General features: G+C 67.0%; 10 protein-coding genes and 1 tRNA gene. 4 read left to right on the top strand and 7 right to left on the bottom strand.

The features are described 5' to 3' along the window. Positions 1 to 167 precede the first annotated feature (167 nt). Entirely contained in the window at positions 168 to 1,052 is an 885-nt protein-coding gene (locus tag OXS49_RS22410) for a LysR family transcriptional regulator (protein WP_244002288.1), read from the top strand. A 78-nt stretch (positions 1,053 to 1,130) separates the two neighbouring features. Here the strand turns inward: OXS49_RS22410 and OXS49_RS22405 are convergent, their stop codons facing one another. From OXS49_RS22405 to OXS49_RS22395, 3 genes are all read right to left on the bottom strand, one after another. Next, positions 1,131 to 1,430: a hypothetical protein gene (locus tag OXS49_RS22405; RefSeq protein WP_267426818.1), complete on the bottom strand. Its 300-nt coding sequence runs from the start codon at positions 1,428 to 1,430 to the stop codon at positions 1,131 to 1,133. Between the two features lie 594 nt (positions 1,431 to 2,024). Then, the gene (locus OXS49_RS22400; RefSeq protein WP_267426798.1) at positions 2,025 to 3,065 is read right to left on the bottom strand and encodes a sensor histidine kinase; all 1,041 of its coding nucleotides are present in this window, start codon (positions 3,063 to 3,065) and stop codon (positions 2,025 to 2,027) included. Then, the gene (locus tag OXS49_RS22395) at positions 3,065 to 4,561 is read right to left on the bottom strand and encodes an ATPase domain-containing protein (RefSeq protein WP_267426796.1); all 1,497 of its coding nucleotides are present in this window, start codon (positions 4,559 to 4,561) and stop codon (positions 3,065 to 3,067) included. Before OXS49_RS22395 ends, OXS49_RS22400 begins: the two co-directional genes overlap by 1 nt. Before the next feature lie 163 nt (positions 4,562 to 4,724). Here OXS49_RS22395 and OXS49_RS22390 point away from each other — a divergent pair, with 163 nt between their 5' ends. Beyond that, complete coding sequence (locus OXS49_RS22390; protein ID WP_267426794.1) at positions 4,725 to 7,211, top strand: PAS domain S-box protein; 2,487 nt, start codon at positions 4,725 to 4,727, stop codon at positions 7,209 to 7,211. A 232-nt stretch (positions 7,212 to 7,443) separates the two neighbouring features. On the opposite strand, the gene OXS49_RS22385 is transcribed toward OXS49_RS22390, so the two are convergent. The 4 genes from OXS49_RS22385 to OXS49_RS22370 form a co-directional block, all read right to left on the bottom strand. Then, positions 7,444 to 7,533: transfer RNA gene (locus tag OXS49_RS22385), tRNA-Ser, on the bottom strand. 336 nt (positions 7,534 to 7,869) lie between these two features. Beyond that, positions 7,870 to 8,988 carry an AAA family ATPase gene (locus OXS49_RS22380; protein ID WP_267426792.1) on the bottom strand — a complete coding sequence of 373 codons (1,119 nt, stop codon included), beginning with the start codon at positions 8,986 to 8,988 and terminating at the stop codon, positions 7,870 to 7,872. Between the two features lie 10 nt (positions 8,989 to 8,998). Beyond that, complete coding sequence (hemF, locus tag OXS49_RS22375) at positions 8,999 to 9,931, bottom strand: oxygen-dependent coproporphyrinogen oxidase (protein WP_267426790.1); 933 nt, start codon at positions 9,929 to 9,931, stop codon at positions 8,999 to 9,001. Between the two features lie 291 nt (positions 9,932 to 10,222). Then, positions 10,223 to 10,633: a PaaI family thioesterase gene (locus OXS49_RS22370; protein ID WP_267426788.1), complete on the bottom strand. Its 411-nt coding sequence runs from the start codon at positions 10,631 to 10,633 to the stop codon at positions 10,223 to 10,225. A gap of 498 nt (positions 10,634 to 11,131) precedes the next feature. On the opposite strand from OXS49_RS22370, the gene OXS49_RS22365 reads away from it, so the two are divergent. Then, positions 11,132 to 11,632 (top strand): MucR family transcriptional regulator, encoded by a 501-nt coding sequence (locus OXS49_RS22365; protein ID WP_244002300.1) that lies wholly within the window; start codon positions 11,132 to 11,134, stop codon positions 11,630 to 11,632. 542 nt (positions 11,633 to 12,174) lie between these two features. Next, positions 12,175 to 12,702: a hypothetical protein gene (locus OXS49_RS22360; protein ID WP_244002302.1), complete on the top strand. Its 528-nt coding sequence runs from the start codon at positions 12,175 to 12,177 to the stop codon at positions 12,700 to 12,702. The last annotated feature ends 183 nt before the right edge of the window (positions 12,703 to 12,885 follow it).

Here is a 12,885-nt window from a genome sequence, read left to right as displayed (position 1 = left end):
ATCGGAAAGCCGTTCCTGCGTGCTGAACAGGCAAGACGCTTGTCCGATAAGCATCTCCCGCGCCTATTGGCTCGCGAATGCTGTGCAACCTGCGCAGTCTTGACGAGAGACGCAAATTCATAATTTTTGCGGTTTCATTCCTTTTGGTCGCCAATCAGGGGGTGCGGATGACGCCGAGCCGGCTTCGGCAGCTGGAAGCATTCCGGGCCGTGATGCAGAGCGGCTCGGTCAGCCGGGCGGCGCAGCGGATGCTGCTCACGCAGCCCGCGGTCACGAAGCTGCTGCGCAGCCTGGAGGACGAGACCGGGCTGCCGCTGTTCGACCGGTCGCGGCGGCATCTGCAGCCAACGCCGGAGGCCGTGAAGCTGGAAGGCGCGGTCGCGACCCTGTTCGCGGCAGCGGACAGCCTGGATCGCGTCATCGACGACATGCGCGGCGTCGGCAGCGGCGAGTTGCGCGTCGCGGCCATGCCGCTGATGGGGCTGTCGCTCATCCCACGGTTGCTGGCACGCTTCGCCATGGAGGTGCAGCCGGTGCGGATCTCGCACGTGGTGGCCAGCTCACGGGAGGTTCACGATCTGGTGCAGGCCGGCAATGCCGATCTCGGCTTCGCCCTGCCGGTCGGCCGCAGCGCCCTCGTCGCGGCGCCGCCGATCGAATTGCCCGGGCTGGTGGTGCTGCCGCCCGGCCATCGCTTGGCGCGGCACAAGTCCGTCTCGCTCTCCGAACTCCAAGACGAGCCCTACATCTCGCTCGGTCGGCAGTACCGGCTGCGCGATCAGGTCGACGAGCTCTTCACCGTCAACGGGGTGACGCCGCGCCTCGTCGCTGAGACGCAGAACGCGGCGGCAGCCTGCGCGATGGTCGCCGCGGGGCTCGGATTCGCCATCGCGGAGGCTGTGACCGTGAGCGGCCTCAAGCGGCAGGTCATCGTGCGCCGCCTGCAGCCGACGGTGACGTTCGCGATCACCATTCTGGGGAGTCCGGGGCGTCCGCTCTCGAGCGCCGCCCTGGCCTTTCTCAAGCTGGTCCGCAACGAAGTCGGCGGATGACGCGCGCTTCGCTGCTGCCGCACTTCGAGCGCGGCGGGCCAGCCTCCCGGGCCGGCGCAGGAGCGCCGGCCCAAGCGCTCACCACCCGTAGTGCCAAGCAGCCCGGTGCCAGCCGCCATGATGGTGCCAACCCCAGGGGCGATGCCAGCCGGCGTGGCGCCAACCCCAGTGAGGCCGGTAGCCCCAGGGACGGTGCCAGCCATAGACCACCGGCCGGGCGTAATAGACCGGGCGGTAGGCGTAGGGCCGCCAGTTGGGTTTGCACCAGCCGTAATAGCCCCGGTGGAACCCGGGACCGCAGCCCTGTGCGGCCTCAGCCGTCCCAACGGATGCGGTGAGGGTGCCAAGCGCGAGGAGCGCCGCGCCTGCAAGTTTCATTCGCATTGTTGCCTCCTTTCGAACGCGAGGTCTTCGAAGCCGACCTCGATCCAAGACAATCCCGACTTGGCGGAGTCGGATTCCCGAGCCTCGCCACGAACCGGCATGAAACAGCCGTACCCAGGAAAGCGTTTCTTCACAAAAAAGTGCGTGCGTTGAAGCACACGCGCGATGCCGACCTCCCCCAGGACAGACCCACGACCTGATCGGCCGCGCACCTCGACTTCGAACGACCTGCGCTCTGCGGACTGGAGAGCGAACAGGACTGGTCAGCGGTGCCAGTGGTGGGGATGGCCGGATCGATCCAGGCCATCCCTCATCGGGACGAGCCTCGGAAACGCCGGTGGAGCCCCACGAAGCGTATTCCGGGATCCGGTACGCGGTGAACGGCCTGCCGATACCGGTATTATCCTGCGGCCAGACCTGCGACAGCGGCGGACTGTTTGCCCACCTGTTGAACACGCGCGATCACGGTAAAAGCAACGATCGATCCGTAATCCCCCGAAGCGCGGGTCCACCTTCGCCCGCCCGGTTCGCCGGTGCGGGCATTTTCATGCGCGCATGCCACCGGGTCCGGGCCGCACCGGCAACGCATCAGTAGGCAGGGACGACCCGTTTTTCCGGCAGAGGCGCGCGCATGGTGAAGTACAAACCGGTGGGCTGATAATCGAAGGCCAGATCGGCTTCGCACTGCACCTTCAGCACGCGCTGAAGCAGGGTCGACCCAAACCCCTTCCGTGTCGGCGGCTTCGTCAACGGACCGCCGGTTTCGGTCCAGTCGAGGCACAGGACCTGACGGTCGGCCTCCGCCTCGACCGACCACGTGATCCGGATCCGCCCCTCGGGAACGGACAGTGCCCCGTGCTTGGCCGCATTCGTGGTCAACTCGTGGATCGCCATCCCGGTCGGGACCGCGAGATCGCCGATCAGATCGACCCTCGGGCCATCCAGGACGATGCGGGATCCCTCACTGTCGTTGTAGGGACCCAACTCGTTCATCAGCATGTCGCGCAGCGGGGCCTGCTGCCAATAATCCTCGGTCAGCAGATTGTGCGTCTTCGCGAGCGAGATCACCCGCGCCGAGAATGCGGTGTAGAACGCCTCGACACTCGTCGCCGAGCGGGACGAGGCTCCCAGCAGGGCCTGGACCGTCGCAAGCGTGTTCTTCACGCGGTGATGCAGTTCACGGATCAGGAGCGTCTGCCGTTCCGCCGTCCGCTCGCGTTCCTCCAGATAGGCACGCGCCTCGAGTTGCCGACGCCGGGCGCGGTAGGCGGAGCGCGCCGCCATCACCAATGTCGCCGGATGGAACGGCCGCTCCAACACGCTGACATTGCCCAGGAGGTCCGTGAGCTGGACCTTGGGTTCAGCGCCCCGCTGGGTCAACAAGATGAACGGAAAGTCCGACCACGGCGGCTGGGCAGCGATCCACGCGGCCAAGGTCTGACGATTGGAGGACAGCAACGCTTCCTCGGTGATGATGGCGCAGGCCGCCGTATCGAGCCCGTCCATCACGTCCGCGAGGTCGGCGCAGATGCGCGACGCGATCCGCTCCTCACCCAGGATGGCCGCCGCCACACGCGCGTCGCGCCCAGTCGGAGCGAAGACGAGGACCGGCGGCTCGGCGTCGGTCATCAGGAGCCGCGCGTCTGAAGCAGCGAAGACCGCTCACCTTCGTATTTCGGGACGCCGGTCATGACCCCTCGGAACAAGCTCAGAGGCTCGCCAACGCAAATCCCCTGGGCGTCGATCCGAAACTCGCGGATCGTGTTTTCATGGCTGCCGGTGCGCTTCTTCACCACCGAGATGGCGCGGCGCAGACGCCCTTCGTCCTCGAACGCGCGGAACAGCAGCACGGTGTCGCTGAGATAGGTGAGATCGACGCTCGCGCTCATCGTACCGATCATACCGTGCTGAGCCAGGATCAAAAGCGTCAGCACGCCTTGCTGGTTCAGGTAAGTCAGCAATTCGTGCATCTGCAAGAGCAGGTAATTCTCCTCCGGCATGGCGTTGTGATAGCCGGTCAGGGAGTCGATCACGACCATCGTGACGCCGCGGTGCTCGACCGCGTTCTGAACCATGTCGGAGAGTTCGCCCGGCGACACTTCCGCAGGATCGATCTGCTCGACGTAAAGGGCGCCGGCCGCGATCGCGTCATCGATCGGCATCGACAGGCCGCTGGCCCGCCGCCGGAGCACGCTCGTGGTCTCATCGAAGCTGAGCACCAGCACCTTCTCGCCACGGGCGATCGCCGCAGTGACGCCCGTGAGTGCCACCGTCGACTTGCCGACGCCGGACGGGCCGATCAGCATCGTGCTGGTCCCGCGATCGATGCCGCCCCCGAGCAGCTGGTCGAGCTCGGCGTTGCCGGTGCCGCACCGGTCATCCGAAAACGTCGCGCGATGCTCGGCCGCCACCAGCCGCGGGAACACCGTCAAACCGCCACGCCGAATGACGTAGTCATGGTACCCGCCACGAAACGGTATGCCGCGCATCTTGATCACGCGCAGCCGTCGCCGCTCGCCGCCGTACAGCGGCGCGAGTTGCTCAAGCCGGATCACGGCGTGGCTCAGGGAGTGCAGATTCAGATCGTCCGCCTCGGCGGTGAGATCGTCGAGGAGCAGCGCGGTGATGTTCTGGATGAGCAGGAAGCTCCGCAGCGCGTAGACCTGCCGGCGGTAGCGCAGCGAGCCCTGCGAGAGCAGCCGGATCTCGGACAGGCTGTCGAACACGAGGCGCTGCGGCTTTTCACGCTCGATTTCCGCGATCGCCATCCGGACGGTCTCGCCAAGTTCGAGATCGGACGTATGGACGAGGGTCTGCTGCTGACTCGGATCGAGGCTGAGTTCCGGTGCGACGAGTTCACAGATCGTGATGCCGTCGAGCGACCAACCGTGGCGCTCCGCGACGTTCAGAAGCTCACGCCGGCTCTCCGAGAGCGTGATGTACAGGCACCGCTCGCCGCGCCGCGCGCCATCGAGCAGGAACTGCATCGCCAGCGTCGTCTTGCCGGATCCGGGCCGCCCCTCGATGAGATGCGACCGGTGCGACGCGTAGCCACCAACCAGGATATGGTCGAGACCGACCAATCCAGTGGAAACCGCCGCTGCATCGTGTTCGGGCACTGGCACTCCAGACTGTGCACCGTCGTCGGTCGACGGCGCCCGCTCCTACACGAATTCGCGGTGGGCACGAAACGCTTCCACGGCGGCCCGGGGGCCATCGCTCGGAGATGAACCGTCGGCCAGCAGAGGTGTTCAAGCTTTGGCCGTGTCTGATACAGCCAGCCCCATCATGCAGAGCGACCGCCCAGCCTCGACGCCGACGATTTCAGAGACGGTCCGTCGTGACACCAGCCGTATCCTCGCGGAGGTCGCTGGTGGCGTCGGCGTCACCGACCCCTTCGCCGCGGCCGTGCGGGCCACACGCATGCCGATGCTGATCACCGACCCGCGCCAGCACGACAACCCGATCATCTTCGTCAACGAAGCATTCTGCCAGCTGACCGGGTTCGACCGCACGGAGATCATCGGACGGAACTGCCGCTTTTTGCAGGGGCCGGGAACCGACGAGGCCGATGTGGACCGCATCCGCGCAGCGGTTGCGGCCCGCGAGACGATCGAGATCGCGATCTACAACTATCGCAAGGACGGCACGCCCTTCTGGAACCAGCTGCTCCTGGCCCCGGTCAAGGACGCGAAGGGCGAGGTCGCCTACTTCTTCGCAAGTCAGTACGACGTCAGCGCAGACTTCGCGCAGTTGACCAAACTGAAGGGTGAGAACCGCGCGCTGGCGGCCAAGAGCGAAGCCAGTGCAGAACGCCTGCATGTCAGCCAGGAACGCTTCAGCGCGGTCCTCCAGGCCGTCGATACGGCCTACGCCATCGTCGAGGTCCGGTTCGACGCCGATGACCGCCCGGTCGACTACCGCTTTCTCGAAGCCAATCCGGCGTTCGAACGCCAAGCCGGGGTCAACCTCCGCGGCAAATGGGTGACCGAGTTCGCGCCCGATCTGGAGCGTTTCTGGTTCGAGACCTACGGTCAGGTCGCACGAACCGGCGAACCGGCGAATTTCGAAAACTACGCCGAGGCGTTCGGGCGCTGGTTCGACGTGAAGGCGATCCGCGTCGGTGCCCCCGCAGACCGACAGATCGCGATCTTCTTCAACGACGTCACGGCGCGCAAAACCGCGGAAGAGAACCTGCGCACACTGAACGAGACCCTGGAACTCCAGGTCCAGGAACGTACCCAGGAGCGTGACCACCTCTGGCGCAACACGCAAGACATCCAGGTCATCATCGACAGCCAGGGCATCTTCAAAGCCGTCAACCCGGCCTTCACGACGATCCTCGGCTGGTCGGCCGAAGACGTGCTCGGCAAGCCGGTGTTCGCGTTCGTTCTGGCCGAGGACGAGGCGCTGACCGATCGCGCGCTGCAGCACGCGCGGGCGACGACGCTGCCGACCATCGAGAACCGCTATCGTCACAAGGATGGCGGCTTTCGCTGGATTTCCTGGGTGGCCGCACCGGAGGGCGCGCTGATCTACGCGAGCGGGCGCCACATCACCGCCGAGAAGGATCAGGCCGAAGCCCTACGGCAGGCCGAGGAGGCGCTCCGCCAATCCCAGAAGATGGAGGCGGTCGGCCAGCTGACAGGGGGGTTGGCCCACGACTTCAACAACCTGTTGGCCGGCATCACCGGTTCGCTGGAACTGATGCAGACCCGCATGCAGCAGGGCCGCCTCACGGATGTCGACCGCTACATGACCGCGGCCCAGGGTGCAGCCAAGCGCGCCGCCGCGCTGACCCATCGCCTTCTCGCGTTCTCGCGTCGCCAGACGCTGGACCCCAAGCCGACCCATGTGACCCGGCTCGCCTCGGGCATGCAGGAGTTGATCCAGCGCACCGTCGGACCGGCGATCCAGGTCGAGGTGGTGGGGATCTCCGGCGGTTGGCCGGCCCTCGTCGATCCGTCGCAGCTCGAGAATGCTCTGCTCAATCTCTGCATCAACGCGCGCGATGCGATGCCCGACGGCGGCAAGATCATCATCGAGACCGCCAACAAGTGGCTCGACGACCGGGCCGCCCGCCAACACGACATTCCGGAAGGGCAGTACCTTTCGCTGTGCGTGAGCGACACGGGTACCGGCATGCCGCCCGAGGTCATCGCGCGCGTCTTCGAGCCGTTCTTCACGACCAAGCCCATCGGCGAGGGCACCGGGCTCGGCCTCTCGATGATCTACGGGTTCGCCCAGCAATCCGGCGGGCAGGTGCGGATCTACTCGGAGGTTGGCCAGGGTACGACGGTGTGCATCTACTTGCCCCGCCACTACGGGGAAGTCGCCGACGACGAGACGGCTTTTCCGGTTACGGACCTGCCACGCTCCGAGCAGGGCGAGACTGTGCTGATCGTCGATGACGAGCCGACCGTGCGCATGCTCATCAGCGATATCCTGGAAGATCTCGGCTACACGGCCATCGAGGCAGGCGATAGCGCGGCGGGCCTCAAGGTTCTGCAATCGGATGTCCGCATCGACCTGCTGGTGACCGATGTCGGGCTCCCGGGCGGCATGAACGGGCGACAGATGGCCGACGCCGCGCGTGTGGCGCGCCCCGACCTCAAGGTGCTGTTCATCACCGGCTATGCCGAGAACGCCATCCTCGGAAACGGGCATCTCGCCCCCGGTATGGCCGTGCTGACCAAGCCCTTCGCGATCGAGGCGATGGCGGCGCGGATCCGATCGATGATCGAGGGCAGCCGGGAACAGGCGGAGCGACCCTGAGCCGCCGCGCGCATCCATGTGGGCTGCCAATCTCTGCTAGGACGCCGATGGTTCACGGGAGGCTGCGGGCGACATAGACGTCCGCTTGCGGGGACGTCAGACCGACACGTGCGAGGCGACCGGCGACCGGCGAGCGCCGTCGATGAACGTGCCCAGAGCGGATGTCGAACCGGCCGAAGGGGGGCAGCCTCCTGCTCGGCGCGCCAAGCCCGGAGCAGCTTCTTACAATAACTGGCGGAGAGGGGGGGATTCGAACCCCCGATGCCCTTGCAGGCATGCCGCATTTCGAGTGCGGTGCATTCAACCGCTCTGCCACCTCTCCAGCAGCGATCTCGGCAAGGTGATGCAGGCAGCACCGTCGCGAGAATCGTCGCTCTGACCTTACCAAGCGACCACCGCCAATGGCTCGGAGGCGGTCGCTCGGGAATAGCCGAGGCGGGTCATAACGAGGTTGCGGTGGCAGGGCAAGCCACGAGACCGAGAATGATCTCCGCCGCCGCGCCGAGGATCCTCGAACACGGGATCGCAGCGGTCGCCGGGTCCGGCCGCGCTTCGGAGGTTGCCGCGTTGGCCCGGTGCGAATCGGGCGTCAGCGCGTCCCGGGTCCGGCCGCGCTCCGGGCCGTGGCGGCACGAACCGGATATCCAGGCACGCGCGCTCAGACCACCACGGTGATCGCTTGCGCGGCGCGGGTCAGGCCGGTGTAGAGCCAGCGCGCCCGGTGCTCGCGGAAGGCGTAGGATTCGTCGAAGAGCGTCACCCGGTCCCATTGGGAACCCTGCGCCTTGTGCACCGTCAGCGCGTAGCCGTAGGTGAACTCGTCGGTCTCCCGGCGCAGGAACAGCGGGATCTCCTCGTCCGAGCCGGCGATCATCGCCCGCAGCACCTTGATGTCGGTGGGCTTCCGGCGCAGGCCCGGATCGTCCTCGGGCACCACGTCGAGGCGGATCAGGTCCGGCCGCGGCGGCGCGCGCAGGGCCTGCACCGTCCAGGTGGAGCCGTTGAGTAAGCCTTTCACTCGGTCATTGCGCAGGCAGACGAGCTTCTCGCCGATCGCCGGCATCGGGTCGGTGTGGCCGGCGAGTTCCCGCAGGCGGCCATTGTAGAGCCGGCGGGTCTTATTGAGCCCGACCAGGACCTGATCGCATTCGAGGACTTCGGCCGGGTCGAGGGCGCGGCGTGAGACCACCCGGCTCTGCCCGAAGGTGCCGAGTTCCAGCCGTCCGCCCTCACGGATGGTCATCGCCATGCGGACGATCGGATCGTCCTTGGCCTGTCGGTGGACCTCGGTCAGCATCACGTCGGGCTCGGCCTCGGTGAAGAAGCCGCCGCCGCGCACCGGCGGCAGCTGCGCCGGGTCGCCCAGCACCAGCACCGGCCGTTCGAACGACAGGAGGTCGTTGCCGAGATCGGAATCGACCATCGAGCATTCGTCGATGATGATCAGGTCCGCCTTGGCGGCGAGGCCCGAGCGATTCAGCGTGAAGGTCGGGCCGCCCTCCTCCGCCTCCTTGGTGCGGTAGATCAGCGAGTGGATCGTGGCGGCGTCGTAGCAGCCCTTCTGGCGCATCACCGAGGCAGCCTTGCCGGTGAAAGCGCCGTACACCACCGTGCCGTCTACATCCTCGGCGATCCGCCGGGCGAGCGTGGTCTTGCCGGTCCCGGCATAGCCGAACAACCGGAAGACCTGGGATCCGCCGTCCCGCCGCCACGCGGCGATCGCCTTGAGCGCCGCGTCCTGCTGGGGGGCGTAGGCCGCGGGCAGCCCCGCGCTCATGACAGCCCCATCACGGCCAGCGCACGGTGGGCGGCATCGAGGACAGGATCGAGGCGACGTTGCCGCCGGTCTTCAGGCCGAAGATCGTGCCGCGATCATAGAGCAGATTGAACTCGACGTAGCGCCCGCGCCGCACCTGCTGCTCGAACCGGTCGGCCTCGGTCCAGGCCGTGCCGAGATTGTCGCGGACGATCTTCGGATAGGCCTCAAGGAAGGCCTGTCCCACGTCGCGCGTGAAGGCGAGATCGGCCTGCGGGTCGCCGGTCCAGCGGTAGTCATAAAAGATCCCGCCAATGCCGCGCGGCTCGTTCCGGTGCTTGAGGTGGAAGTATTCGTCGCACCACGCCTTGTAGCGCGGATAGTCGACGCCGTGCGCCACGCAGGCCCGCTCCAGGCAGGCGTGGAAGTGGCGGCTGTCCGGATCCTCCTGAGTGCGGCGCCGGTCGAGCACGGGGGTGAGATCGGCCCCGCCGCCGAACCACGCCCGCGTCGTCGCGACGAAGCGGGTGTTCATGTGCACCGTCGGCGCATGCGGATTCCAGGGATGGGCGATCAGCGAGATCCCGGTGGCGAAGAAGCGCGGGTCCTCGGACGCCCCGGGCATCTGGGCTCGGAACTCCGGCGCGAACTCGCCGTGCACCGTCGAGATGTGGACGCCGGCCTTCTCGAACACGCGGCCCTTGAGCATCGACATCACGCCACCGCCGCCGGGCCGGCCGGTATGGTCGGTGCGGTTCCAGGGCGTCTTCACGAAGGTGCCCGGCCCGTCGGGCGCGTCCGGGTGGAACGGCCCCTCGGCCTCCGCCTCCAGCGCCTCAAGCGCCGCGAGGATGCGGTCGCGCAGGGTTTCGAACCACGCGGCCGCCTCGGATTTCATGGCCGTGACATCGGCCTCGGCGGGAGGTGCAGCCAGGGCTGCGCGCGCATCATCCGGCATCGTCATGGCCGAGGCTTTCCCACCCCGCCGGGCCGCCGTCAATTCGGTCGTGACCGGATCGGCGCATCACCGCGGTGTTGCACGACCGCGGCCGTTGACTTTCACCGCTCGGGGGCGCGGACGCGCTCTTCCCGACGAGGGCGCACGCATCCGGTACGCCGAGGGATTTCAGGTTCGCACGAAGGTGATCGATCTAGACAGCATTGATCATATCGGGAGAACGAAGAATCGATTTAGTCTAATCACTAGAGAGACGAGTCAAGGCTCAAACCGGTCCTGCGAAAGTCCCCATCCGTCCTACTCCGCGGGTGGACGGCCTACGGGCTTGAGCAGACCGGTGGCACTGGCCACCGCCAAGCCTTCGGCATCACGGATCTCAGCCTCACAGAAGATCACGTCGCGCCCGGACCGGGTCACGCGCCCCTCCGCGAGCAGGACGCCGCGCCCGGGATTCAGGAACCGGGTCTGCATGTCGAGGGTCACCACGGGCCGCCCGACGCTGAGGCGCGCCGCCGTGCCGAGGGCGACGTCGAGCAGGGTGCAGAGCACGCCGCCATGGGCGATGCCGAGATTGTTGGCATGTTCCGGGCGCAGAACGAGCCGCAGCCGCGTCCGCCCGTCGCACACGTCCAACGCCTCGATCCCGCAGAACTGCACGAACGGAATGTGCGCTCCGAAGACGGTGCCGGGCTCCGAATTCTGATCCACATCCACCGTCCCGGCTTCCCCCGACAAACTTCTTTATGACGCAGGGCGGATCAAGCCCCAAGGCTCTTCTCGCACAGCACCGGACCCGAAGGATGCCGTAGCCCGGTGCTCCGGGGCTGCACACGGCTACCCGCAATGCGGTCTCGCCCCTGGCTCCCATCAGATCTTCCTGATCGCCCGGCGTACACAACGAGAGCGCGACAGGACGGGCCGTGAGGTTTCACCGGTCTCGCCAGAGCGGCAACCGATCTTCGCAAACCAAGGGACCGGCTTGTCACCGGTCGGAGGCCCGCCGGCACGGCAGCGGTATCTGGAACTGGTGAAACCGGCCATCCCACCAATCGGGTTTCTCGGGCAACGATTTCAGCTGGACCGGCCGGTTGAATAATATGCGTGTTAACGGGCGGCAGCTTGTGTATGGAAATCCTCGACGACGACTTGATTTTGCTGCAGAGACGTTAGAACCGTCTCACCACCACCACATAGAGGGAATCATCGATGGACGACAACGCCCCTGAACAGCAGCAGACCTTTATCGAGCAGGCCTCGGACATCGTCTCGGCGTATGTCTCGAACAATTCCGTGCCGATCAGCGAGCTGCCCGGTCTGCTGGCCGGCGTCCATGCCGCTCTGGCGAAGCTGTCCGCCCCCACGGCGGCCGTCACCGAGGCGGCCGACAAGCCGACGCCGGCCCAGATCCGCAAGTCGGTGACCCCGGATGCGCTGGTCTCTTTCATCGACGGCAAGCCCTACAAGACGCTCAAGCGCCATCTTTCGCGCAACGGCCTGACGATCGAGCAGTATCGCGAGCGCTTCGGCCTGCCGCGGGATTATCCGTCGACGGCCGCGAGCTATTCGGCACAGCGCTCCGAGCTGGCCCGCAGCCTGGGCCTCGGCCAGCAGCGCCGCAAGTCCGTGGCGGTCGAGGAGCCGGTCGAGGAAGTCGCCGAGAAGCCGAAGCGCGCCAGCAAGCCGCGCAAGACCAAGGAAACCGCCTGAGGGCAGGCATCCGGCCGCCCTACCGAGCCGCATGACGGTTCGGCGGGGCGGCCCGGGCGCTCAAGCCGGACGGCGTACGCCCCGTGGGGCGGGTCCGTCAGGCGAAATCAGCGAGGTCATCGGCCACCTCGCCGGCGGCAATCTCAGTCTTGGCCTTTTGGCGCTCCGAGGGCGCGGATCCGGACTTCCGGGCGTCGTCGTCGGATCCTCGATCCTGCCCAGGCCCTCGATCCTGCTGCCGCAGTGGCGCCGCATCCGGCGGATCGCCCGTGCCCTGCCTGTTCCGGGATTGATCCCGCAGCCGATCCGTCATTGCGTATCCCCGCCGATTTAAACCGCGATACTCTGTATCTGGGTCGAAGGGAGGCGCCGGCTATAGTGCTGGACGTACACCCAAGCACGGTCGATCCTGGCCACACCCCTGATAGGTCCGCCCGTTTGAAACATCGCGCGGCCCCGGCCCGGGAGACAAACCGGAACGTCGGCGTTGCTGGAGCGCAAGCCGCCGGGCAAACCGGCCGCGACAGGGATGGAACTCCGCGATGACGGACACGCAAACCCGGCCGGAGGCGAGCCGGCGCGACCTGCTGGCGGCCTCGCTGCTCGGCACGCTCCCGCTGCTTCTTGCGAACGCGGCTGAGGCCTCGCCCCTCAACGCGGAACAGACCATCATCCGCGCCCCGGAGGCGCTGCCGTGGGTGCCTTCGAAGGATTACCCGGAGCGTAGCGTCGACCGGTGTAATCTCACCGGCGACCTCAACGGCACCGGCCTGTACTACACACTGATCCGCTGGTGGCCGGGCTACATGAGCGCGCCGCATACCTACACCTCGGACCGGTTCTGCATGGTCCTGTCGGGCACGTGGTGGTGCAACAGCGGCGCGGATTTCGACCCCGCCGCCTGCCTGCCCGTGAAGGCCGGCAGCTTCGTCCGCCGCGTGGCGGGGACGCCGCACTACGACGGCGTGGTCCGCGACGGGACGGAGCCGGCGGTGATTGCCATATGCGGCGTGGCGCCGGTGAACTACCGGCTGGTCGACCCGTCGCAACCGGGCTGGCGCCGGGTCTGAGGGGCGATCATTTGGGAGTCGCGCTTGGGTAATCGGTACGGGCTGGAGATCCGGGCAGCCGCGGGCTCCGACGCGGCCGGCCTCGCGGCTCTCTTGAGCGAGACCGGGGAACCGGTCGGCGCAGGGGATCTCGCGGCCCGGCTCGAAAGCCTGCAGCGGGCGGGCGGCACGGTTCTCGTCGCC

It is taken from the genome of Methylobacterium sp. GC_Met_2 (assembly GCF_026540795.1).
Classification (GTDB): Bacteria; Pseudomonadota; Alphaproteobacteria; order Rhizobiales; family Beijerinckiaceae; genus Methylobacterium.
Note: the sequence above shows the minus strand (reverse complement) of the source record. Positions and strands in the feature narration are given on the sequence as shown.

Coding starts and splice junctions, on each gene's coding strand:
- OXS49_RS22365 (WP_244002300.1), top strand. CDS start 11,132: ATGGACGACAACGCCCCTGAACAGCAGCAGACCTTTATCGAGCAGGCC.
- OXS49_RS22410 (WP_244002288.1), top strand. CDS start 168: ATGACGCCGAGCCGGCTTCGGCAGCTGGAAGCATTCCGGGCCGTGATG.
- OXS49_RS22400 (WP_267426798.1), bottom strand. CDS start 3,065: ATGACCGACGCCGAGCCGCCGGTCCTCGTCTTCGCTCCGACTGGGCGC.
- OXS49_RS22405 (WP_267426818.1), bottom strand. CDS start 1,430: ATGAAACTTGCAGGCGCGGCGCTCCTCGCGCTTGGCACCCTCACCGCA.
- OXS49_RS22380 (WP_267426792.1), bottom strand. CDS start 8,988: ATGAGCGCGGGGCTGCCCGCGGCCTACGCCCCCCAGCAGGACGCGGCG.
- OXS49_RS22360 (WP_244002302.1), top strand. CDS start 12,175: ATGACGGACACGCAAACCCGGCCGGAGGCGAGCCGGCGCGACCTGCTG.
- hemF (WP_267426790.1), bottom strand. CDS start 9,931: ATGACGATGCCGGATGATGCGCGCGCAGCCCTGGCTGCACCTCCCGCC.
- OXS49_RS22390 (WP_267426794.1), top strand. CDS start 4,725: ATGCAGAGCGACCGCCCAGCCTCGACGCCGACGATTTCAGAGACGGTC.